Here is a 21,825-nt window from a genome sequence, read left to right as displayed (position 1 = left end):
ACGGCAATTCCTGAACAGATACAAACACATGACCCCTACCGCACCCCTGGATTCCGCTGATGCCCTGGCCCGCCTGGCCAAGGTACTCGAATCGCGCAAGCCGGCCAATGGCGGCAACCCCGAATCGAGCTATGTGGCGCGGCTGCTGCACAAGGGGCCGGATGCCTTCCTGAAGAAGATCGGTGAAGAGGCGACCGAGGTCGTGATGGCCGCCAAGGACGTGGACCATGGCGCGCCGGCATCCAAGCTGGTGTACGAAGTGGCGGATCTGTGGTTTCATTCCATGGTGGCGCTGGCCCACTATGGCCTGGCGCCGCAGGATGTGGTGGATGAGCTGGTGCGCCGCGAAGGGCTGAGCGGCCTGGAGGAAAAGGCGCTGCGCAAGGTCAAGAGCCGCGAAGGCGAGGAAGGAAACCCATCATGAACGATGTGATCGACGTGAAAGCCGTGGACCCGCGCGAGATGGAAAGTCTCAAGACCTGGGGCTGGGTCAGCTACCTGCTGCACCTGATCGTGGCCGTGGCCGCGGTGGTGCCGGGCGCGCAGCCCAGCCTGGTGCTGCTGGTGATCGCGCTGGTGATCGACCTGGTCAAGCGCGATGATGCGCGCGGCACCTGGCAGGCCAGCCACTTCTCATGGCGCATCCGCTCGGTGCTCTGGGCCGGCGTGCTGTACCTGGTGACGCTGCCCCTGTGGCTGTTCTTCGTGATACCGGGCATGATCGCCTGGGCGGTGATCTCGATCTGGTTCCTCTATCGCATCGTGCGCGGCATGGTGGCGATGAACAAGGACAGGGCGGTCGATGACTGACGTCGCAGCCGGGATCGGCGGCGTGGCGCCGCTCGTGCCGCCCGGCCGGCGCAAGCAGTCCTTCCCGCCCCTGAGCAAGGGGCCGGATGAGAACACCCCGCCGCTGAGCCTCGCCTTGCAGGGCGGCGGCTCGCACGGCGCTTTCACCTGGGGCGTGCTCGACGCGCTGCTCGACAACCGCTCGCTGTGGGTGGAGGCGATCAGCGGCACCAGCGCCGGCGCGATGAACGCGGTGGTGTTCGCCTACGGCTACGGCAAGGGCGCCAGCGCGCACACCGATCGCGCCAAGGCCCATGAGGCCGGCTGCGCACAGGCGCAGGAGTCCCTGGTGCAGTTCTGGGAAGGCGTGGGCACGCTGGGCAGCCTGTTCTTCGGCGCGCCGCTGCAGAACAACCCGCTGGTGAGCATGATGTCGCAATGGTTCTCGCCCTACCAGACCAATCCGCTCGACCTCAACCCGCTGCGGCGCCTGCTGGAGAAGGTGGTGGATTTCGAGTTCCTGCAGAAGGAGCAGGGCAAGCATGCACCCAAGGTGTTCGTGTGCGCCACCAATGTGCGCACCGGCAGCGCCGATGTATTCAGCGGCGACCGGCTGACGGCCGATGCGGTGATGGCCTCGGCCTGCCTGCCAATGCTGTTCAAGGCCGTGAGCATCGAGGGCGAGCATTACTGGGACGGCGGCTATTCCGGCAACCCGCTGATCTATCCGCTGATCTACAACACCGGCAACCACGATGTGCTGCTGGTGCAGCTCAATCCCACCGAGTACCACGGCCTGCCCGACAGCGCCCAGGACATCCTGGACCGCATGAGCGAGATCACCTTCAACGCCAGCCTGCTGGCCGAGCTGCGCGCGATTGCCTTCGTGCGCCGCCTGCTGGAGCAGCGCCGGCTCGACCCCGCGCAGTACAAGAACATGCTGATCCACCATATCGATGGCGGCAAGGTGCTGCAAGGCTACGGCGCATCGAGCAAGACCAAGGCCAACATGAGCTTCGTGCTGGAGCTGTGCGCCAAGGGCCAGGCCAGCGGCCAGCAGTGGCTCCAGCAGCATCGCCAGGATGTGGGCGTGCGCTCGGCGCTGCACGATGCCTGATGCCGTGCCGCTCGCGGGGGCTGCGGGTAGTACGTAAGGGTGGATGGCGGCCAATATGCCCCCGGGCATGCGTTATGCTGTGGCGCTTTGGTATCACGTTTCAGGGACCCGGTCATGCATGACCCCAACTGCATCTTCTGCAAAATCATCGCGGGCGACATTCCCTCGCAAAAGATCTACGAGGACGAGGAGTTGTTCGCGTTCAAGGACATCCGGCCCGCCGCGCCGGTGCATTTCCTGCTCGTGCCCAAGATCCACGTGCCCTCGATGGCCCAGGTGGGCGCCGAGCATGCGCCGCTGCTGGGGCGCCTGATGACCAAGATTCCCGCCCTGGCCCTGGAGCAGGGCTGCAACCCGTATCCCGACGGCGGCTACCGCGTGGTGGTGAATACGGGTGCCGAGGGCGGCCAGGAAGTGCATCACCTGCACGTACATGTCATGGGCGGGCCACGCCCTTGGCGCGTGGGGTGATTGCGCAGTTTTAAAATGTGTCCTGTTCACTAGGAGATTTCTCATGGGATCGCTTTCTATTTGGCATTGGCTGATCGTTCTGCTGATCGTGGTGATGGTGTTCGGCACCAAGAAGCTGAAAAACATCGGCTCCGACCTGGGCGGTGCGGTCAAGGGTTTCAAGGACGGCATGAAGGACGGCAGCAGCGATGCGGCCGCCGGCACGCCGGCCAGCCAGCAGCAGGTCGGCCAGTCGCCCGTGGCCGACAAGACCACGATCGACGTCGAAGCAAAGAACAAGGGCTGAACACCGGGCTGTGCCATGCGGCGCAGCGCCGGCAGACCATGCACGCATGTTTGATATAGGCATTTCCAAGATGGCCTTGATCGGCGCTGTCGCGCTGATCGTGATCGGGCCCGAAAAGCTGCCGCGCGTGGCGCGTACCGTCGGCACCCTGCTGGGCAAGGCGCAGCGCTACGTGGCCGACGTGAAGGCCGAGGTCAACCGCTCGATGGAGCTGGATGAGCTGCGCAAGATGAAGGATTCGGTGGAGAGCGCCGCGCGCGACGTGGAAAGCTCCGTGCGCACCAACGCCGCCGACTTCGAGAAAAGCTGGAGCGACGAGGTCGGCGCGGTCGAGCGCAGCCTCTCGGGCAGCGGCGACGATGGCTTCCAGACCGCCGATCCCTACGCCGAGAGCTATGGCAGCCCTGTCGCGTCGGCGGTGACGCCGGCCTACCGCCACCCCGGCAAGAAATGGCGGCTCAAGCGCGGCGCAACGCCGCAGTGGTACAAGCAGCGCGCGGGGGTACGCACCCGCGTGCAGTCGGGTGCGGCGCGGGTCGCGCGCTTCAGGCCCCGGAAGTCGTCCTCGTGACCTGCATTTTTTCTGAGGCCCATGCGGTCGCTGGCTGATCCATGTCTGATAACCGTTCCCAAGAAGATGAGCTGGCTGGCACCGAGCAGCCTTTCGTGCAGCACCTGATGGAGCTGCGCAACCGGCTGCTGTACTGCATCTACGGCGTGCTGCTGGCGCTGGCGGTGCTGGCGTTTTTCCCCGGGCCGGATGGCTTGATCGACTTCATCGCCCACCCCATCAAGGCGCACATGCCGCCCGATGCCAAGCTGATCGCGGTGGGCGTGTTCTCGCCGTTCCTGGTGCCGCTCAAGGTGCTGGGCATGGCGGCGGTGCTGGCGGCGCTGCCGTGGATCATGTACCAGCTCTGGGCCTTCGTGGCGCCGGGCCTGTATTCGCACGAAAAGCGCTTCGCGCTGCCGCTGATCTTCTTTGGCAGCCTGCTGGCCTACCTGGGCATTGCCTTCGTGCAGCTGTTCGTGCTGGACCGCATGTTCGGCTTCATCCAGCATTTCACGCCGGCGAGCGTGGCCGCGACGCCGGACATCGCCTCCTACGTCGAGGCCATCCTGTCGCTGTACATCGCCTTCGGCCTGGCATTCCAGGTGCCCATCGTGGTGATCCTGCTGGTGCGCGTGGGCCTGGTGGAGATCGCCAAGCTCAAGTCCTTCCGCGGCTACTTCATCGTGGTGGCCTTCGTGGTGGCCGCGGTGGTGACTCCGCCCGACGTGTTCTCGCAGCTCGCGCTGGCGCTGCCGATGTGCGTGCTGTACGAGATCGGCATCCTCGGCGCCTCGTGGATGATGCGCAACGCCAAGCCGGCCGATGCCGAGGAGGGCGCTTCGGCGGCGGACCGGCCGCAGTCCTGAGCTAGCAAAAACAAGAGCGGCTGGCGCTTGCTGTGCAAGCAATCCAGCCGCTTTTCTATTCAATAGCAAGGAGCACCGGGCGCTGGGCGCTCTTTTTTTTATCTGCGCCGCAGCTGTCCCGCCGGGCGCCGGGTTTCGGGCCGGGTGCCGGGCGTGATATTGATGTGCAGCGTGGCATCGCCGCGGCGCACCGTGAGCGGGGTTTCCTTGCCCGGCGCGAGCGTGGCCACGGTGGACAGCAGCTGCGAGACATGGCCCACCGGCTGCTCGCCCACCTGGGTGATCACGTCGCCGGGGCGGATGCCGGCCTGCGCGGCCGGGCCGTTTTGCAGCACGCCGGTGATGATCACGCCTTCGCTGGCCTTCACGCCGAAGGTCTCGGCCAGCTCGGGCGTCAGGTCGTTGGGCTCCACGCCGATCCAGCCGCGGGTGACCTTGCCGTCGCGCACGATGCTGTCGAGCACGTTCTTGGCGATCGAGGTCGGGATCGCGAAGCCTATGCCCATGCTGCCGCCCGAGCGCGAATAGATCGCGGTGTTGATGCCCACCAGGTTGCCGCTCACGTCCACCAGCGCGCCGCCCGAGTTGCCGGGGTTGATGGCCGCATCGGTCTGGATGAAGTTCTCGAAGGTGTTGATGCCCAGCTCGCTCCTGCCCAGCGCGCTGATGATGCCGCTGGTCACCGTCTGGCCCACGCCGAACGGGTTGCCGATGGCCAGCACCTGGTCGCCGACCTCGATGCCGTCGGAATTGCCCAGCACGATCACCGGCAGGCGGTCGAGCTCGATCTTGAGCACCGCCAGGTCGGTTTCCGGGTCGGTGCCTATCACCTTGGCCTTGGCCTGGCGGCCGTCGGTCAGCGTCACCTCGATATCGTCGGCGCCCTCGACCACATGGTTGTTGGTCAGCACATAGCCGTCGGGGCTGACGATCACCCCACTGCCTAGGCCGGCCTGCGACTGCGTGCCCTGGTCGCCGAAGAAGAACTGGAACCAGGGGTCATTGGCGCGCGGGTGGCGCACCTCGGTGCTGGTGTTGATGCTGACCACCGCGGGCGCCGCCTTCTTGGCGGCCGGGCTGAAGCTGCTGGTGGCCACCGCGGCGCGGCTGGCCGCGTTGTCGGGCGCTTCGATCAGCGCGATGCCGGCGCTGCTGCGGGTGGCGCCGCCGCGCTGCAGCCAGCCGGGCTGCAGCGTGGCTACGACGAAATAAATGCCAAGCAGTACGGTGACCACCTGGGCAAACAGAAGCCAGAGGCGTTTCATAAAGGGGAGTGGTGTCGATGAGGATGGGACCGGACGATTATGTCATCCATGCCATCCTCGGCCGCCGCGCCCCGGCGCCGCTCATTGCGGCTGCAGCTGAATGCTCCTGGCCATGGCGCGGAACTTGGCGCTGTCGTCCCTGAGCAGGCGCTCGGCCTCGTCCAGCGTCTGGGGCGCAGGCGCTTCCGAGCCGGTGGCGATGATCTGGCGGCGCACCTCGGGGTCGCGCAGCACTTGCGACAAGGCCTGGTTCAGGCGCACGACCACATCCTCGGGGGTCTTGCGGCTGACCATCAGAGCGGCCCAGGTGCTGTGGTTGAAGTCCTTGAGCACATGGCCTTCGCCAAGCGCGGGCACTGCCGGGTCGAGCTCGCTGCGCGTGGGCGCCAGCCAGCCGATGAGCTTGAGCCGCCCCTGCTCGGACATGCCCTTGAAGCTGGTGGCATAGGGCAGGATGGCGAAGTCGATGCTGTTGCCGCCGATGTCCTGCACCATGGGCGCCATGCCCTTGTAGGGCACGTGCGTGACGCGGATATGGGTTTGCTGCGCCATGCTCTCGGCCAGCAGGTGGTACATGGAGCCGATGCCGACGCTGCCGTAGGACAGGCCCTTGTCCTGGGTCTTGGCATAGGCGATGAACTCGTCGGCGTTGCGCACCGGCAGCGAGGCGCGCGTCACCAGCACCAGCGGGTTCACCGAGACCCGGCCCAGCATCCGGAAATCCTCGGCCCGCAGCTTGACGGCCGGGTTGACCATGGGCGAGAGAATCACCTCGTTGGGCGAGCCGAGAAAGATCATGTGGCCGTCGGCCGGTGCGTTCAGCACCTTCTGCGCGGCCAGCGAGCCGCTGACGCCGCCCAGGTTGTCCACGATCACCTGCTGGTTCAGGGCCCGGCCCAGCGCGCTGTTCAGCGCGCGGGCGATGGAGTCCGACAGGCCGCCCGCCGGGTAGGGCACGAGCAGCGTCACCACGCGCTGGTCGGCGGCCTGCGCGCCGGCGGCGGCGCACAGCGCGCCAAGCGAGAGGGCGAGCGCGCGCCGCCGGGATGAAGTGGCAAGGGGGAATGGCATGGATCAGCTCCGGGTGTGGGTCGATAGGAATGCATGGGCCAGCGCCACCCAGAACGTGGCGCCGGTCCCGAGGTTGCGGTCGTTGAAATCGAAGCTGGGGTTGTGCACGCTGCAGGGCCCCGAGGCGCAGCCATGCGTGTGGCCGTTGTCGCCGTTGCCGATGAACAGGTAGCAGCCGGGGCGCTCCTGCAGCATGTAGGCGAAGTCTTCGCTGGCGCACAGCGGATCGGCGTTGGCCACGACCTGCGCCTCGCCGAACAGCGCGCGCGCCACCTCCATGGCCAGCCGGGTTTCGGCGCCGGCATTGACCAGCACCGGGTAGCCGCGCTCGTAGGCGATGCGGCAGCGCGCGCCGAAGCTGGCGGCCTGGCCCTGCGCCACCGCGCGGATGCGCTCCTCCAGCAGATGGCGCACCTCGGGCTTGAGGGCGCGGATGCTCAGCTCCAGCTCGGCGGTCTCGGGGATCACGTTGTAGGTCTGCCCGGCCTGCAGGCGGCCCACGGTGATCACGGCCGAGGCCAGCGGGTCCACATTGCGCGCGACTATGCTTTGCAGCGCCATCACCGTGGACGCGGCCACGACCGTGGGGTCGGTCGCCAGGTGCGGCATGGCGCCGTGGCCGCCGCAGCCCTCGAACACGATGGTCGCGCGGTCGGAAGAGGCCATGTACGCGCCTTCGCGAAACAGGAGCCTGCCCTGCGGCACGCCCGGCAGGTTGTGCATGGCGAACACCGCATCGCAGGGAAAGCGCGCAAACAGCCCTTCCTTCATCATGCGCTGGGCGCCGCCGGCGCCGCCCAGCTCTTCCGCGGGCTGGAAGATCAGGTGCAGGGTGCCGTCCATGGCGCTGCCGCCCTCGCGCTGCAGCTTCGCCAGCGCCTGGGCCGCGCCCAGCAGCATGGTGGTGTGGCCGTCGTGGCCGCAGCCGTGCATCTTGCCCGGCACCTCGCTGGCCCAGGGCAGGCCCGTGGCCTCCTGGATGGGCAGCGCATCCATTTCGGCGCGCAGCCCCAGGCGCGCGGGGCCGGGGCCGAACACCAGCGTGCCGACCAGGCCGGTGCCCGCCAGGCCGGTGCTCACCTCGTAGCCCCACTCGCGCAGGCAGCGCTCGACCAGGGCGCTGGTCTGGAATTCCTCGAAGCCCAGCTCGGGCTGGCGGTGGATGGCGTGGCGCCACGCGAGCATGGCGTCGGCATCGATGTAGGGGCTGAATTTCGCGTGCATGCGAAAAAATATATCGCCCCGGGATGCAGGCCAAAAGCCGGTATATTTTCCGGCATGACAACCAGAACGATTCACCTGATGAAAACCCCGAGAACATGAAAAACCACCAGGTCAGGGCCTTCGTCCAGGTGGCGGAAAGCGGCTCGATCCGCGCCGCCGCCCGCGCGCTTTTCCTGAGCCAGAGCGCCCTGACCAAGTCGCTGCGCGAGCTGGAGGAAGATGTGGGCGCGCAGCTGCTGGTGCGCAGCTACAAGGGCATCGAATTCACGCCGGCGGGCCGGGTGCTGCTGTCGCATGCGCGGCTGGCGCTGTCGGTGCTGGACAAGGCGCGCGAGGAGGTGCGGCTGATCCGCGGCGGCTCGGGCGCCCGCGTGGCGGTGGCCATGTCGCCCTTGATTGCCATCAAGGCGCTGCCCTGGGCCTGGAAGCAGTTCGAGCAGCTGGCGCCGGATGCGCAGTTGACGCTCAGCGAAGGCTTTCTGACCAGCCTGGTGCCGGCGCTGCTGGAGGGGCGGCTGGATTTCGCGCTGGCCATTGCCGATCCCGTCGATTTGCCCTACGAGCTGGTCTTCAGGCCGCTGCTGGAGGTGGTGGCGCTGCCCGCCGGGCGGCTGGGCCATCCGCTGGCCACGGCGCAGACCTGGGAAGCGCTGCGCGACGCCACCTGGGTGATGAACTTCTCGGCCGGCAGCCACAGCGAGACGCTGGTGAGCTGGCTGCGCGGCCAGGGCCTGGCCGAGCCGCGCAAGATGGTCAACTGCGCCTCGTCCACGCTGATGAGCGAGCTGATGCGGCGCACCGACATGCTGGGCTTTTGCCCCGAGATCCTGCTGGACGACCCCACCTTCGGCGCCGGGCTGCAGCGCCTGCCGGTCGGGCCGCTGCCGCCGCCCATGGCGCTGGGCCTGATCCAGCTGCGCGGCGTGCCGCTGAGCAGCGCCGCCAGGCCGCTGGCGGCATTGTTCGAGCGGTATTTCCAGGGCGTTTAGCGCCGCCCCCGTGCGCCCATGTGGGCAGCTCGGGTATAGCGGGGCGCCGAGGGAATCCAAGGGTTAACACCTAGAATCCTCGCTTCGACTGCGCCTTTCCTGCTCATTGCGGTTCCTCGCGAACTGGCCATCCTCCAGGCTTGCCTGCCCCGATCCCCGTATCCCGGGCGATCCCAGAACCCGGTGATCGCGCGCAAAACTGCGCCGCACTGCACCGCGCTGTCTTCAGCCTGAGGACACATGACTTCGCAAACCTTCCCCCAAGGCGCCGCCGCAGCGGCGCCGGCCCGCGCATTGACGCGCGGCGACTACAAGACCCTGGGCCTGTCGGCCCTGGGCGGCACCCTGGAGTTCTACGACTTCGTGGTGTTCGTGTTTTTTGCCAACGTGATCGGCTCGCTGTTCTTTCCGGCCGCGATGCCCGACTGGCTGCGCCAGCTGCAGACCCTGGGCATCTTTGCCGCCGGCTACCTGGCGCGGCCGCTGGGCGGCGTGCTGATCGCGCACTTCGGCGACGTGCTGGGCCGCAAGAAGATGTTCACGCTGTCCATCTTCCTGATGGCGGTGCCCACGCTGGTGATCGGCCTGCTGCCCACCTATGCCTCCATCGGCATCGCGGCGCCGCTGCTGCTGCTGCTGATGCGCGTGCTGCAGGGCGCGGCGATCGGCGGCGAGATGCCCGGCGCCTGGGTGTTCGTGGCCGAGCACGCGCCGGCGCGGCACTACGGCTTTGCCATCGGCGCGCTCACCTCGGGCATCACCGGCGGCATCTTCCTGGGCTCGATCATCGGCGTGTGGCTCAACAGCAGCTACAGCGCCGCCGAGATCCACGACTGGGCCTGGCGCGTTCCGTTCATCCTGGGCGGGGCCTTCGGCCTGGTGTCGGTCTACCTGCGCCGCTTCCTGCACGAGACGCCGGTGTTCAAGGAGCTGCAGGCGCGCAAGCAGGCCGGCAGCGAGCTGCCGCTCAAGACCATCCTGCGCGAGCACCGCGCCGCCTGCGTGCTGGTGGCGCTGATGACCTGGGTGCTGTCCACCGCCATCGTGGTGGTGGTGCTGTTCACGCCCGCCTACCTGCAGAAGGTGTTCCACATCGCCCCCGCCTCGGCCATGCGCGCCAATGCGCTGGCCACGGTGACGCTGACGCTGGGCTGTGTGTTCTGGGGCTGGCTGTCGGACCGCATGGGCACCCGCACCGCCATGGTGCTGGGCTGGCTGGGCATGAGCGCCACGGCCTATCTGTTCTACCTGGGCCTGCCGGGCACCGAGGCCTCGCTGCTGTGCTCGTATGCGCTGGTGGGTTTCTTCGTGGGCAGCATCTCGCTGCTGCCGGTGGTGGGGGTGCGGGCCTTTCCGGCGCCAGTGCGCTTCACCGGCCTGTCCTTTGCCTACAACACGGCCTACGCGGTGTTCGGCGGGCTCACGCCCATGCTGGTCTCGGTCTGGCAGCAGAGCGATGTGATGGCGCCGGCCCACTATGTGGCCGCCATGGGCATCCTGGGCGCGGCGCTGGGATTTTGGCCGCTGGCCTGCAAGGGCTGGCAGCCGCGCGCGGTGGCTACCAGCGGCCGGTAAGCATCAGCAGGCCCGGCGCCCAGCAGGTGCCGATGCCGCAGGCGATGGTGTAGTGCGGCAGCAGGCGCAGGCGGCGGCCCAGGCCCATGGCCACGAAGAACAGCAGCCACAGGCTGGACCACAGCAGCCACAGCAGCGCCATGCGCCAGTCCGTCTGGGCCCCGGCATAGACCAGGGCGCTGACCGCCACGAAGCCGCTGTACCAGCCCAGGCCCTGGCCCTTGAGCCCAAACCAGTTCGTGGCCGCCGCGTACAGGTAGGTGAAGGCGAACAGCAGGCCGCCGGCGCTGGTGAAATAGTCGTGCGGGCTGCCGCCGCCCACCAGGCCGGGCAGGTTGGTGAACAGCGCCAGCAGTCCCACCAGCAGGTTGAGCGCCACCGTGTCCCGCGGCTCGATGCGGCCCATCAGGGACAGCCCGTTGACGATCAGGACCGCGCCGATGAAAAGAAGTGCAATGCCGAGCATGGGAGAGATCTGCGGGAAGGTAAGGCCGGCAAGCTTAGTGGCCCGGGCCGCGCTTGCGCCCGGCCATCCAGGCATAAGAGAAATTCGGCTTCTGAGACAATCGCCCGATGACGACACAACGGCAGGATGTGCTGCGCGCCTTCGACGAGCTGCTGCAGCCCGAGCGCTTCAAGGATTACGGCCCCAACGGCCTGCAGGTGGAGGGCAAGGCCCGGATCCGCAAGATCGTGAGCGGCGTCACCGCGTCGCGCGCGCTGATCGACGCGGCCATCGCCGCCGGGGCGGATGCGCTCTTCGTGCACCACGGCCTGTTCTGGCGCGGCCACGACGGCCGCATCACCGGCTGGATGAAGCAGCGCATAGAGCGGCTCATCAAGCACGACATCAATCTCCTGGCCTACCACCTGCCGCTCGATGCGCATCCGCTGCTGGGCAACAACGCCCAGCTTGGCAAACAGCTGGGCTGGGAGGCCGACGCGCGCTTCGGCGAGCAGGATCTAGGCTTCATCGGCAGCATGGCGCCGCAGCCGCCGCAGGCGGTTGCAGCGCATTTGCAACAGGTGCTGGGGCGCGGCGTCACCTCGGCGACAAGCGCGGATGCCCGCCCCGTGCGCCGCATCGCCTGGTGCACCGGCGGTGCCCAGGGCTTCTTCGAGGCGGCGATCGCGGCCGGCGCCGATGCCTTCGTGACCGGCGAGATCTCCGAGCCGCAGGCCCATCTGGCGCGCGAGACCGGGGTGAGCTTCTTCGCCGCCGGCCACCATGCCACCGAGCGCTACGGCGCGCCGGCCGCGGCGGGCCATGTGGCCGCCCAGCTCGGGCTCGCGCACGAGTTCATCGAGATCGACAATCCCGCATGAGCGGTGCTTCCAAAAACATAGCTATGTCCTCTGCGCCATTGGCCATCACCCAGGGTGACCCCGCCGGCATCGGCCCGGAAATCATCGCCAAGGCCTTTCGCGATGCCGGCCCCGAGCTGCGGGGCTGTTTCGTGGTTGGCGACCTGCAGACCCTGCGCCGCGCCGCGGCCTGCATCGCGCGGCCGGGCGAGGCGCTGCTGCCGGTGGCCGGGCTGCGCAGCGCCGCCGAGGCCGCGGCCGTGCCGCCGCGCTGCATTCCGGTGCTGGCGCTGCCCGGCCTGCCGGGGCCGCTGCCCTGGGGCCGGGTGCAGGCCGAGGCCGGCCGGGCCGCCGCCGCCTGCGTGCAGTGGGCGGCGCGCGCCGCGCTGCGCGGCGAGATCGCCGGCCTGGTCACCGCGCCGCTGCACAAGGAGGCGCTGGCGCTGGCCGGCGTGCACTACCCCGGCCATACCGAGCTGCTGCAGGCCGAGGCCGCGCAGCATGCCGGCGTGCCGCTGGCGCAGATGCCGGTGCGCATGATGCTGGCCAACGATGCGCTGCGCACCGTGCTGGTCAGTATCCACGTGTCGCTGCGCGATGCGATCGCGGCCGTGAACCAGGGCAATGTGCTGCAGACCATCCGCATCACCCATGCCTCGCTCACGCGCTTTCTGGGCCGCACGCCGCGCATCGCGGTGGCGGGGCTCAATCCGCATGCGGGCGAAGGCGGACTGTTCGGGCGCGAGGAGATCGAGCACATCGCGCCCGCGATCGCGGCGGCGCGCGCCGAGGGGATAGCCGCCGTCGGCCCCGAGGCGCCGGACACCGTCTTCATGCGCGCGCGCCAGGCGCCGGGCAAGCCGGCCGAGTTCGATGCGGTGGTGGCGATGTACCACGACCAGGGGCTGATCCCGGTGAAGTACCTGGGCCTGGAGCAGGGCGTGAATGTAACCCTGGGCCTGCCGCTCATCCGCACCAGCCCGGACCATGGCACCGCCTTCGACATCGCCGGCCAGGGCGTGGCCGATGCGTCCAGCCTGGTCGAGGCGGTGCGCATGGCCAGGCAGCTGGCGGCCTGAGGCGAGCACAAAAAAAGCAGCCCGAAGGCTGCTTCCAAGGATTGCAAACATGTCTGGCAGGCCGGTGTGGACGGCCAGTTTGTTGCATTTACTCCACAGTTATTTCTTCAGGCTGTCACGTATTTCACGCAGCAGCACGATGTCTTCCGGCGTGGCGGGCGCGGCTTCGGGGGCGGCGGGCTCCTCGCGCTTCAAGCGGTTGATCTGCTTGATCATGAGGAAGATGATGAAGGCCAGGATGAGGAAGTTCACCGCCACGGTGATGAAGTTGCCATAGGCCAGCACCGGCACGCCGGCCTTGCGCACCGCTTCCACCGTGTGCGCCGTACCCTCGGGCACCGCGCCCAGAGCGAGGAAATAATTGGAAAAATCCAGCTTGCCGAAGACCAGCCCGACCACCGGCATGATCAAGTCGGCGACCACCGAGTCCACGATTTTGCCGAATGCGCCGCCGATGATCACGCCGACCGCGAGATCGATCACATTGCCTTTGACGGCAAATTCGCGGAACTCTTTCATGAAGCTCATTTTTGCCACTCCTCTGATGCAAAACAAAGACTGCAGTATGGCAGACAGCCAAGGGTTTGGGCGCATTGAACTCTTGATTTACCCTCCGCTACAATCCGCCGAAACATGAGTGCATGGTGCAATACCTGCTCTTAAAAGCTAAGCGAAGTTCATCGAGGATCCCCCATGAGTGACTCTCCCATCGACTCCAGCAAGCGGACGTGGCTGATCGCGTCCGGCTGCGCTGGCGCCGTTGGCGGCGTGGCAACCGCCGTCCCTTTCGTGTCGTCGTTCCAGCCGTCTGAAAAGGCCAAGGCCGCCGGCGCCGCCGTGGAGGTGGATATCTCCGAGCTCAAGCCCGGCGAGAAGATGACCGCGGAGTGGCGCGGCAAGCCGGTGTGGATCCTGCGCCGCACCAAGGAGCAGCTCGACGAGCTGCCCAGCCTGGACAGCCAGATGGCCGATCCCAACTCGGAGCGCACCGCCTTCCCCACGCCCGAGTACGCCAAGAACGAATGGCGCTCCATCAAGCCCGAGGTGCTGGTGGTGGTGGGCATCTGCACCCACCTGGGCTGCTCGCCCACCGACAAGCTCACGCCCGGCCCGCAGCCCTCGCTGCCCGACGACTGGAAGGGCGGCTTCCTGTGCCCCTGCCACGGCTCCACGTTCGACCTGGCCGGCCGGGTGTTCAAGAACAAGCCCGCGCCCGACAACCTCGAGGTGCCCCCCTACATGTACCTGTCGGACACCAGGCTCCTGATCGGTGAAGACAAGAAGGCTTGAGCGAGGACGACATGGCACACGAATTCAAGGACATCTCGCCCAACGCGCCGGCCAGCGCCAAGCTCGGCAACTGGCTGGAAAACCGCTTCCCGACCGCCTTCGACGCCTACCGCGTCCACATGTCGGAGTACTACGCGCCGAAGAACTTCAACTTCTGGTACATCTTCGGCTCGCTGGCCCTGCTGGTGCTGGTGATCCAGATCGTCACCGGCATCTTCCTGGTGATGCACTACAAGCCCGACGCCGCCAAGGCCTTTGAGTCGGTCGAGTACATCATGCGCGACGTGCCCTGGGGCTGGCTGATCCGCTACATGCACTCCACCGGCGCCTCGGCCTTCTTCGTCGTGGTCTACCTGCACATGTTCCGCGGCCTGCTGTACGGCAGCTACCGCAAGCCGCGCGAGCTGGTATGGGTGTTCGGCTGCGCGATCTTCCTGTGCCTGATGGCCGAGGCCTTCATGGGCTACCTGCTGCCCTGGGGCCAGATGTCGTACTGGGGCGCCCAGGTGATCGTGAACCTGTTCTCGGCCATCCCCTTCATCGGTCCCGACCTCGCGCTGCTGATCCGCGGCGACTACGTGGTGGGCGATGCGACGCTGAACCGCTTCTTCAGCTTCCACGTGATCGCGGTGCCGCTGGTGCTGCTGGGCCTGGTGGTGGCGCACCTGCTGGCGCTGCACGACGTGGGCTCCAACAACCCCGACGGCATCGAGATCAAGGGCCCCAACGCCCCCAAGGATGCCAACGGCCATCCGCTGGACGGCGTGCCCTTCCACCCCTACTACACGGTGCACGACATCTTCGGCGTGACCGTGTTCTTGATGGTCTTCACCGCGGTGGTGTTCTTCGCGCCCGAGTTCGGCGGCTACTTCCTCGAATACAACAACTTCATTCCCGCCGACCCGCTGAAGACGCCGTCGCACATCGCTCCGGTGTGGTACTTCACGCCGTTCTACTCGATGCTGCGCGCCATCACCACCGAGATGATGTACGCGATCTCCGCCATCCTGGTGATCGCGGTGGCCTATGTCTGCGTCAAGACCCGGCTTGCCGGCGCCCTCAAGGGCCTGCTGGTGATCGTGGGCCTGGTGGTGCTGGCCATGTTCGGCGCCTTCGCCTTCACCGGCATCAAGGCGCTGGCCGGCATCGACGCCAAGTTCTGGGGCGTGGTGGTGATGGGCGGCGCGGTGATCATCCTGTTCTTCCTGCCCTGGCTGGACCGCAGCCCGGTCAAGTCCATCCGCTATCGCCCGAGCTGGCACAAGTACGTGTATGCGGTGTTCGTGGTCGATTTCATCATCCTGGCCTACCTGGGCGTGCAGCCGCCGTCGCCGGTGGGCGAGAAGGTGTCGCAGGTCGGCACGCTGTTTTATTTCGGATTCTTCCTGCTGATGCCGTGGTGGAGCCGCCTGGGCGAGCCCAAGCCCGTGCCCGAGCGCGTCACTTTCGCTGCGCACTGACCAGGAGGAGAGCCACACCATGATGAAAAAAATCGTTCTTTCCGCGCTGGCCGCCCTGGGACTGAGCCTGGGGGCCGCGGCGCACGCCGCCGAAGGCGGCATCGCCTGGGACAAGGCGCCCGTCAACACCACCGACACCGCCTCGCTGCAAAACGGTGCCCGGCTGTTCGTGAACTACTGCCTGAGCTGCCACTCGGCCGCCTTCATGCGCTACAACCGCCTGAAGGACATTGGCCTGAGCGACCAGGAGATCAAGGACAACCTGCTGTTCACCACCGACAAGGTGGGCGAGACCATGAAGGCGGCGATCGACCCGCACCAGGCCAAGGAGTGGTTCGGCGCGAACCCGCCCGACCTGACGCTGGTGGCGCGCTCGCGCGCCGGCCACAACGGCACCGGCGCCGACTACCTGTACACCTTCCTGCGCACCTTCTACAAGGACGACACCAAGCCGACCGGCTGGAACAACCTGGCCTTCCCGTCGGTCGGCATGCCCCATGTGCTGTGGGAGCTGCAGGGCGCGCGCGTGCCGGTCTACGAGGAAACCGAGAGCCACGGCCACAAGACCGAGATCTTCAAGGAGTGGAAGCAGCTGACGCCGGGCAAGATGTCGACCCAGGAATACGATAAGAATGTGGGTGATTTGGTGAACTATCTACAATGGATGGCTGAGCCGGCGCAAAACACCCGGGTTCGCGTGGGCGTCTGGGTATTGCTCTTCCTGCTGGGTTTCACCGTGATTGCCTGGCGCCTGAACGCTGCGTTCTGGAAGGACGTCAAATAAACCTGCCGCGGTGATCGGGCCCGGCGCGTGGCGCAGGGCTTGAATTCCGGTTGTCGATTTGTGTAGAGTGGGCAGTTTGCTGGCTGCCCACTCTTTTGATTTTTAGGAGTCTTACACCATGATGGTGCTTTATTCGGGAACGACCTGTCCTTTTTCTCACCGCTGCCGTTTCGTGCTGTTTGAAAAAGGCATGGATTTCGAGATCCGCGACGTGGACCTCTTCAACAAGCCCGAAGACATCAATGTGATGAACCCCTACGGCCAGGTGCCCATCCTGGTCGAGCGCGACCTGATCCTGTACGAGTCGAACATCATCAACGAGTACATCGACGAGCGCTTCCCGCACCCGCAGCTGATGCCCGGCGACCCGATGGAGCGCGCGCGCGTGCGCCTGTTCCTGCTGAACTTCGAGAAGGAACTGTTCACCCATGTGCACACGCTCGAGGAGCGCGGCGCCAAGGGCAATGAAAAGGCCCTTGAAAAAGCGCGCTCGCAGATCCGCGACCGCCTGACGCAGATGGCGCCGGTGTTCCTGAAGAACAAGTACATCATGGGCGAAGGCTTCTCGATGCTCGACGTGGCCATCGCGCCGCTGCTGTGGCGCCTAGACTACTACGGCATCGAGCTGTCGAAGAACGCGGCGCCGCTGCTCAAGTATGCGGAACGCATTTTCTCGCGCCCGGCCTACATTGAGGCGCTGACGCCGTCCGAAAAGGTGATGCGCAAGTAATCCGGCCGCGGCCCGCGGGCCGCGGCAGGGAGATTGGTGATGAGCGAAATCCAGACTACTTCTACCCAGCCCTACCTGATCCGGGCCTGGTTCGAATGGTGCAACGACAACGGGCTGACGCCGTACCTGAGCGTGCGAGCGGACCGGACCGTGCAGGTGCCGCGCGAATTCGTCAAGGATGGCGAGATCGTGCTCAACATCAGCTACGACGCCACCAATGCGCTGAAGCTGGGCAATGACTACATCGAGTTCAGCGCCCGCTTCGGCGGCGTGCCGCGCGAGATCATGATCCCGGTGAACCGGGTGGTGGCGATCTTCGCGCGCGAGACCGGACAGGGCATGGGCTTTCCGCCTCCGCCGGACCTGCTGGACGACGATGCCGAGGCCGCGATGCAGGCGCTGCAGGCCCCGGCGGCCGGCGACGCCCTCGACGAAGGCGTCGCCGTGGTACAGCTGGTGCCCACGCCGGGCGGTGCGGCTGGCGAAGCGTCGGGCGAGGCGCCCGGCAGCGAGCCGCCGGACGGCCCCAAGCCGCCGCCCACGGGCGGGCGGCCGTCGCTCAAGCTGGTGAAATAGCGGCGCCGGCGAAAGCCCGCGGTATTCCCGTATAGAATCGGATTCTTCGCCGATTTAGCTCAGTTGGTAGAGCAACCGCCTTGTAAGCGGTAGGTCATCAGTTCGAATCCGATAATCGGCACCAGTTGACTATCCCAGATAGTCTCAAAACCTCTCAAAACCCGCATGCTTCTTGGCATTGCGGGTTTTTTCATTCCGCAAGGCCCTCGCGCTACCAGGTGTGCGCGTAGCTGATCTTGAGCACCGCGCCGGCCGCGGGCAGGCGGCTGGTGTTGTTGTTGCTGCGCAGCAGCTGGCTGTAGAGTGGGAAGTAGTGCCGGTTGAACAGGTTCTCCACCCCCAGCGACACGCGGTTGCGCGGATCGATCTTCCACTGGCTGATGAGGTCCACCGTGGTGTAGCCGCTGGTGTCGTAGCGGCCGAAGCTGGTTTTGCCATTCAGGCGGTAGTCCTTGGATGCATAGGAGGTGGCCTGGATCCGGTGGCTCCAGCTGGCATTGGGGCGGTACTCCACATAGGCGGTCAGTTTCAGCGGCGGAATGCGGTAGCCGGTCATGCTCTGGTAGCCGCTGGCGCCCTGGGGCAGTTCGCGGCCTTTCATCCAGGTGAAGGTGCCGCCAAGGCTCCAGCGGTCGTCATCGCTGAAATAGTCGAGGCCGGCTTCCACGCCATGGATTTTTTCCTGCGTGCGCAGCAGGGCCAGCCCGTTGTTGAAGCTCTGTACCGCGCCCAGATCGGAAGAGGACTGGAAGGCGCTCAGGTTGGTCTGCAGGTTGCGGAATCTGCCGCGCCAGCCGATCTCGTAGGTATTGGTCTTGATGGCCTGCAGGTTGGAGTTGCCGATGTTGAAGCCCGGTGTCGCATTGCGCACTACCACGCCGATGTCCGGCAGCTCGAAGCCCTGGCTGTACGACGCATAGAGCTCCTGGCCCTTGACGGGTGTGAACACGGTGCCCAGGTTGTAGGTCCACGAACCGTATTTGACGGTGCCGCCCGCAATGGGCTGCGGGTTGGGCACGCGCAGCTGCGACAGCGGCATGAAGTCGTCGAAGCTCGCCCGGGCGCGGTCGTAGCGGGCCCCGCCCTCCACCGACCATTGGTCGCTGAATTTATGCTGCAACTGCGCAAACGCGCCCAGGCTGCTGGTGGTGACTGGCGGCATGTAGCTGAGGCGGCCGATCTTGTTGAATACCAGGCCGCCGCTCGCGTCGTAGGCGGCGGGATCGAAGATGTCGATGGGCATGTCGGTGCGTTCGTGGTTGAAGTCCGCGCCCCAGATCAGCAGGCTTTGCTTTTGCTGGCCGAGCGGAGTCTTGATGGTCAGCCGCCCGCCGAAGACGTTCGAGTTCTGCATGGACTGATCGACGTTGGCGCCGCGCACGGATACGGCGCGCGCATCGAAGGGCGCAAAGCGGGTATAGAAGTCGCGGTAGTAGAGCTGCGCGGCCAGTGTGCTGCCGGCGAGGTCGCGGTTTTCGTAGTCGAGGCCCAGCATGGTGTTCTTGATCTGGTTCTGGTCGGCAAGCACCAGGCCCTTGATGGGCCTGGCGGCTGCGGAGCCGGCCGGCAGGCGGGCCACCGATGGGTCGGAGGCGTAGTCCGTGTCCTGGCTGGCGCTATAGCGGCTGGCAGAGAACTGCAGCCGCTGGCTTGCATCGAGCTTGAAGCCGATCTTGGCCGATGCGTTGTAGATGTTGGAGTCGAACAGGTCCCCCTGGCTCGGCTCCGGTGCTATGCGCTTGCCCTCGGCATCGAAGGAGCCGCCGACATGCCTGGCGCCGAGGCTGAGCGAGTAGTCGACCACGTCGCCGCCACCCGACAGGTAGTGCTGCACTTCGCCGCCGAGTCCCGCGCCCCGCAGCCTGGAAAGCGGCGTCGTTGCGCTCACGATGGTTTCGGCCGTGGCCTCTCCCGACGGCCGCTTGGTGCGCACGGAAATGATGCCGCCCGCCGCGCCGCTGCCATAGATGGCGCTGCTGCCGCGCAGCACCTCGATTTGCTCAATGTCCGCCGGGTTGATGTTGGCCAGGTTTCTCGATGAGTCGCGGTTGGTGTTGAGCGGTATGCCGTCGACCAGCACCAGCATGTTTCGCCCGCGCAGGGTCTGCCCATAGTCGGTGACGGTATGACTGGAGCCTGCCATGCCCGGCACCAGCTTGCTGAGCATGGTGGCCAGGTTGTCCGAGCCTTGGCGGAGTTTTTCGGCCTCGTCGGCATCGATGATGCTGACCTGGCGCGAGGGCGCGGTCAGGTTGTTCTGGGTCCGGGCCGTGACGGTGATGGTGGCGAGCTCCGGGGCTTCGCGGCCGCTATCGCTGACCGCCCGCCCCGGCGCCTGGCTGGCGACGGGCCGGGCCTCCAGCGCATAGTTGCCGGGGCCCATGCGGCGCACGCCGAGCCCGGTGTTGGCCAGCAGGAGCGCAAAGCCGGCGTCGATGGAGTAGGTGCCCGACAGGCCCAGCGTCTGGATGCCACCAAGCTTGTCCATGTCCAGGCTGAGGTTGATGCCGGCCTGTGCGGCAAAGGCCATCAGCGCGGGGCCAAGGGGGCCGGCCGCGATGCGGTAGGCCTGCTGCGCCGGGCTGGCGGCCGGGGCCGCTGCCCATGCCTGTGGTGCCTGCAGGCCGACGGCGGCGGCCGCGACCAGGGCGACGATGGCTGCTCTGGTGGCCAGGGCCGTGGGCCGCAGCCGGATATGGTGCCGGGTGTGGCGGGTGGGTTGTGCGGGCATCTTGCTCTTTCCTCGTAGCTGTCAATGAATGGAACTCAATGCACATGACAGGCGAGGCCGAAAAATCGGACAGCGAGCGGGAAAAATTTTTGCAGTGCGGATTCAGGCGTGGGTGACTGTGACCCAGAAGCGGGTGCGCGCCAGCGTGCGTACCGGCAGGGTCTCGGCCAGCAGCTGCAGGATGCGGTCCGTGTCGCGCAGCTGGTAGACGCCCGAAACGCGCAGCTCGGCCACGCTGGGGTCGCACAGCAGGAGGCCTTCGCGGTAGCGCCCGAGCTCGGCCAGAAAATCCCGCAGCCGCATGTTCTGCGCATACAGCATGCCCTGGGCCCAGGCGTCGGCGTGGGGCGCCAGCGGGCTGATGCTTCCTGCCTGCCGGCTGTCGAAGCTCAGCTGCTGGCCCGCATGCACCACGGTGGAGGCGGCGGAGTTTCTTGGCGTGACTTCGACGGAGCCCTGGAGCACCGACAGGCTGGTGCCCTGGGCGTGCTTGCGCACGATGAATTCCGTGCCCAGCGCGCGCATCTGGCCGTCGTCCGTCTGGACGATGAAGGGCAGGGCGGCGTATTCGGCGGCATGCGAGGTCTTGACCAGGATTTCGCCCTCATATTGGAAGACCCGCCTGGCATCGTCGCTGAATCTGGCGCTGATGGCCGAGGCCGTGTTCAATTGCAGTCGGCTGCCGTCGGCCAGCGTGACCGAGCGGGTCTGGCCCTTGGCGGTGCTGTAGTCGGAGCTCCAGGCCTGCCATGGCAGGTAGCGGTAGGAAAACCAGCCCAGCGCGGGCGCAAGCAGCGCCAGCGCCGCTGCCCGCAGAACCTGGCGGCGAGTGCCGGCTTGGCGCGGCCGGCCGAGAGTCGCCATGCCGACGGCCGGAGGGACGGAGCTCATGTATGCGCCCAGCTGCTCGGCGCGCTGCCAGACGCTCTCATGCACCGGGCTTTGCCGGCGCCAGCGCAGAAGGGCGGCCTGCTCTTCGGCGCTGAAGTCGGAGGCGTGCCTGCGGGCCAGCCAATGCGCGGCCTCGTCCAGAACGCGTGCCTCGACCGCCGCCATGCTCAGCGCTCCAGCATCGCGCGCAGGCATTGCCGGAAGCCCTGCGCCATATAGCGGGTCACGGTGCGCACGCTCAATTGCATGTGCCCGGCAATGGCTTCGTAGGACATGGCATCGAGCTGGGACAGCAGGAATGCGGTGCGCACCTTGGTCGGCAGCTCGTCGAGCAGCGCATCCAGCTCCTGGAGCGTCTCCAGCAGGATGGCGCGGGCCTCGGCCGACAAGACCATCTCCTGCGGCAGCAGATGCAGCGATGCGAGGTAGGCCTGCTCCAGCGAGCGCCGCTCCAGGTGGTTGGCCATCAGCCGCCTGGCCACCGTGGTCAGGTAGGCGCGGGGCTCCTGGATCTCTTCGATGGCCCGCCCCTTGCTGCTCGCCCAAATGCGCGTGAAGGTGTCTTGGGCAATGTCCGCCGCATCGCAGTGATTGCCCAGCTTGCGCTGCAGCCAGGCGACCAGCCAGCGATTGTGCTGCAGGTACATGCGACCCAGCACCTGGCTGGCTGCAACATTGGTGGAAGGGGACACTGGCTTGTCTTGCGAGTCAAAAATATGGCCGGCATTTTATCGCAAATGATATGGATTCTCATTTATGAAATTGCAAGCCCG

The 21,825-nt window shown here is 66.6% G+C and carries 24 protein-coding genes and 1 tRNA gene; 17 read left to right on the top strand and 8 right to left on the bottom strand.

What is annotated here, in order from left to right:
- The first annotated feature begins 28 nt into the window (after positions 1-28).
- The 7 genes from ACODRX_RS13275 to tatC all read left to right on the top strand — a co-directional run bounded on the left by ACODRX_RS13275 (position 29) and on the right by tatC (position 4,082).
- Positions 29-424 (top strand): phosphoribosyl-ATP diphosphatase, encoded by a 396-nt coding sequence (locus ACODRX_RS13275; protein WP_488871983.1) that lies wholly within the window; start codon positions 29-31, stop codon positions 422-424.
- A complete protein-coding gene (locus ACODRX_RS13270) occupies positions 421-810 on the top strand; it encodes a DUF4870 family protein (protein ID WP_488871982.1) in 390 nt (129 codons plus the stop codon). The genes ACODRX_RS13275 and ACODRX_RS13270 overlap by 4 nt, the downstream gene beginning before the upstream one ends.
- Positions 803-1,906, top strand: a complete 1,104-nt coding sequence (locus tag ACODRX_RS13265) for a patatin-like phospholipase family protein (protein WP_488871981.1) — start codon at positions 803-805, stop codon at positions 1,904-1,906. The genes ACODRX_RS13270 and ACODRX_RS13265 overlap by 8 nt, the downstream gene beginning before the upstream one ends.
- A 114-nt stretch (positions 1,907-2,020) precedes the next feature.
- Positions 2,021-2,377 carry a histidine triad nucleotide-binding protein gene (locus ACODRX_RS13260; protein WP_488871980.1) on the top strand — a complete coding sequence of 119 codons (357 nt, stop codon included), beginning with the start codon at positions 2,021-2,023 and terminating at the stop codon, positions 2,375-2,377.
- A gap of 43 nt (positions 2,378-2,420) precedes the next feature.
- The gene (gene tatA, locus ACODRX_RS13255) at positions 2,421-2,663 is read left to right on the top strand and encodes a Sec-independent protein translocase subunit TatA (RefSeq protein ID WP_488871979.1); all 243 of its coding nucleotides are present in this window, start codon (positions 2,421-2,423) and stop codon (positions 2,661-2,663) included.
- Positions 2,664-2,709: 46 nt separating this feature from the next.
- Positions 2,710-3,234 (top strand): Sec-independent protein translocase protein TatB, encoded by a 525-nt coding sequence (gene tatB, locus ACODRX_RS13250; protein WP_488871978.1) that lies wholly within the window; start codon positions 2,710-2,712, stop codon positions 3,232-3,234.
- Positions 3,235-3,275: 41 nt separating this feature from the next.
- Positions 3,276-4,082 carry a twin-arginine translocase subunit TatC gene (gene tatC, locus ACODRX_RS13245; RefSeq protein WP_488871977.1) on the top strand — a complete coding sequence of 269 codons (807 nt, stop codon included), beginning with the start codon at positions 3,276-3,278 and terminating at the stop codon, positions 4,080-4,082.
- A 98-nt stretch (positions 4,083-4,180) separates the two neighbouring features.
- On the opposite strand, the gene ACODRX_RS13240 is transcribed toward tatC, so the two are convergent.
- The 3 genes from ACODRX_RS13240 to ACODRX_RS13230 form a co-directional block, all read right to left on the bottom strand.
- A complete protein-coding gene (locus ACODRX_RS13240) occupies positions 4,181-5,347 on the bottom strand; it encodes a Do family serine endopeptidase (protein WP_488871976.1) in 1,167 nt (388 codons plus the stop codon).
- Positions 5,348-5,428: 81 nt separating this feature from the next.
- Complete coding sequence (locus ACODRX_RS13235) at positions 5,429-6,418, bottom strand: tripartite tricarboxylate transporter substrate binding protein (RefSeq protein ID WP_488871975.1); 990 nt, start codon at positions 6,416-6,418, stop codon at positions 5,429-5,431.
- Positions 6,419-6,421: 3 nt separating this feature from the next.
- Entirely contained in the window at positions 6,422-7,642 is a 1,221-nt protein-coding gene (locus tag ACODRX_RS13230) for a M20 aminoacylase family protein (RefSeq protein WP_488871974.1), read from the bottom strand.
- 95 nt (positions 7,643-7,737) lie between these two features.
- Here ACODRX_RS13230 and ACODRX_RS13225 point away from each other — a divergent pair, with 95 nt between their 5' ends.
- Both ACODRX_RS13225 and ACODRX_RS13220 read left to right on the top strand, forming a co-directional pair.
- Complete coding sequence (locus ACODRX_RS13225; RefSeq protein WP_488871972.1) at positions 7,738-8,631, top strand: LysR substrate-binding domain-containing protein; 894 nt, start codon at positions 7,738-7,740, stop codon at positions 8,629-8,631.
- Positions 8,632-8,871: 240 nt separating this feature from the next.
- Positions 8,872-10,206, top strand: a complete 1,335-nt coding sequence (locus tag ACODRX_RS13220) for an MFS transporter (protein WP_488871970.1) — start codon at positions 8,872-8,874, stop codon at positions 10,204-10,206.
- Here the strand turns inward: ACODRX_RS13220 and ACODRX_RS13215 are convergent.
- Positions 10,190-10,672: an AmiS/UreI family transporter gene (locus ACODRX_RS13215; protein WP_488871968.1), complete on the bottom strand. Its 483-nt coding sequence runs from the start codon at positions 10,670-10,672 to the stop codon at positions 10,190-10,192. The two genes, ACODRX_RS13220 and ACODRX_RS13215, sit on opposite strands and share 17 nt — an antisense overlap.
- A 107-nt stretch (positions 10,673-10,779) precedes the next feature.
- Between ACODRX_RS13215 and ACODRX_RS13210 the strand changes: the two genes are divergently transcribed.
- Positions 10,780-11,532: a Nif3-like dinuclear metal center hexameric protein gene (locus tag ACODRX_RS13210; RefSeq protein WP_488871967.1), complete on the top strand. Its 753-nt coding sequence runs from the start codon at positions 10,780-10,782 to the stop codon at positions 11,530-11,532.
- Between the two features lie 23 nt (positions 11,533-11,555).
- Complete coding sequence (pdxA, locus tag ACODRX_RS13205) at positions 11,556-12,590, top strand: 4-hydroxythreonine-4-phosphate dehydrogenase PdxA (protein WP_488871965.1); 1,035 nt, start codon at positions 11,556-11,558, stop codon at positions 12,588-12,590.
- A gap of 99 nt (positions 12,591-12,689) precedes the next feature.
- On the opposite strand, the gene mscL is transcribed toward pdxA, so the two are convergent.
- Complete coding sequence (mscL, locus tag ACODRX_RS13200; protein ID WP_488871964.1) at positions 12,690-13,118, bottom strand: large conductance mechanosensitive channel protein MscL; 429 nt, start codon at positions 13,116-13,118, stop codon at positions 12,690-12,692.
- 165 nt (positions 13,119-13,283) lie between these two features.
- Between mscL and petA the strand changes: the two genes are divergently transcribed.
- From petA to ACODRX_RS13170, 6 genes are all read left to right on the top strand, one after another.
- Positions 13,284-13,880, top strand: coding sequence for a ubiquinol-cytochrome c reductase iron-sulfur subunit (gene petA, locus ACODRX_RS13195; protein ID WP_488871963.1), 597 nt, complete (start codon positions 13,284-13,286; stop codon positions 13,878-13,880).
- A gap of 11 nt (positions 13,881-13,891) precedes the next feature.
- Positions 13,892-15,340, top strand: a complete 1,449-nt coding sequence (locus ACODRX_RS13190; protein ID WP_488871962.1) for a cytochrome b — start codon at positions 13,892-13,894, stop codon at positions 15,338-15,340.
- A 22-nt stretch (positions 15,341-15,362) separates the two neighbouring features.
- Entirely contained in the window at positions 15,363-16,124 is a 762-nt protein-coding gene (locus ACODRX_RS13185; RefSeq protein ID WP_488872040.1) for a cytochrome c1, read from the top strand.
- A 118-nt stretch (positions 16,125-16,242) separates the two neighbouring features.
- Entirely contained in the window at positions 16,243-16,854 is a 612-nt protein-coding gene (locus ACODRX_RS13180) for a glutathione S-transferase N-terminal domain-containing protein (protein WP_488871961.1), read from the top strand.
- 39 nt (positions 16,855-16,893) lie between these two features.
- Entirely contained in the window at positions 16,894-17,430 is a 537-nt protein-coding gene (locus ACODRX_RS13175) for a ClpXP protease specificity-enhancing factor (protein WP_488871960.1), read from the top strand.
- Positions 17,431-17,478: 48 nt separating this feature from the next.
- A tRNA-Thr gene (locus tag ACODRX_RS13170) sits at positions 17,479-17,554 on the top strand.
- An 87-nt stretch (positions 17,555-17,641) separates the two neighbouring features.
- On the opposite strand, the gene ACODRX_RS13165 is transcribed toward ACODRX_RS13170, so the two are convergent.
- The 3 genes from ACODRX_RS13165 to ACODRX_RS13155 form a co-directional block, all read right to left on the bottom strand.
- Positions 17,642-20,161: a TonB-dependent receptor gene (locus ACODRX_RS13165; protein WP_488871959.1), complete on the bottom strand. Its 2,520-nt coding sequence runs from the start codon at positions 20,159-20,161 to the stop codon at positions 17,642-17,644.
- A gap of 102 nt (positions 20,162-20,263) precedes the next feature.
- Positions 20,264-21,217: a FecR domain-containing protein gene (locus tag ACODRX_RS13160; RefSeq protein ID WP_488871958.1), complete on the bottom strand. Its 954-nt coding sequence runs from the start codon at positions 21,215-21,217 to the stop codon at positions 20,264-20,266.
- A 2-nt stretch (positions 21,218-21,219) separates the two neighbouring features.
- A complete protein-coding gene (locus ACODRX_RS13155) occupies positions 21,220-21,699 on the bottom strand; it encodes a sigma-70 family RNA polymerase sigma factor (protein WP_488872039.1) in 480 nt (159 codons plus the stop codon).
- Positions 21,700-21,825 lie beyond the last annotated feature (126 nt).

The organism is Comamonas sp. FG99 (assembly GCF_057808605.1).
Note: the sequence above shows the minus strand (reverse complement) of the source record. Positions and strands in the feature narration are given on the sequence as shown.